The following is a 386-nucleotide window of genomic DNA, read 5'->3' on the forward strand; positions in this document are numbered from 1 at the left end:
GGCTGGTCCTCTTCGAGGGGGTCAACGACGTCGGCACGGCCGAGGCGACGGAGGCGGCCCAGAAGCAGGTGGCCGAGGACCTCGTCGCCGCGTACGACCAGGTCGTCCGCCGCGCGCACGCCCGGGGCGTCCGGGTGTACGGCGCGACGCTGACGCCGTTCGGCGGCAACGACGCCTACGACGACCCGGGCGGACTCCGGGAGCGGTCCCGGCAGGCGGTCAACGAGTGGATCCGGGCGAGCGGCCGCTTCGACGCCGTGATCGACTTCGACCGCGCCGCCCGCGACCCGGCCGCTCCCCGGCGGCTGCTCCCGGCGTACGACGTGGGCGACGGCCTGCACCTGAACCCGGCCGGTTACCGGGCGCTCGCCGACGCCGTCCCCGCC

At 76.7% G+C, this 386-nt stretch carries 1 protein-coding gene; it reads left to right on the forward strand.

Features of this window, described 5'->3' with window-relative positions; all coding sequences use genetic code 11:
* A partial coding sequence (locus tag GRC12_RS45165) for a GDSL-type esterase/lipase family protein (RefSeq protein ID WP_244374739.1) occupies nt 1-386 on the forward strand: 386 nt, incomplete at both ends.

This window comes from Streptomyces griseorubiginosus (genome assembly GCF_017614965.1).
GTDB lineage: Bacteria > Actinomycetota > Actinomycetes > Streptomycetales > Streptomycetaceae > Streptomyces > Streptomyces griseorubiginosus_B.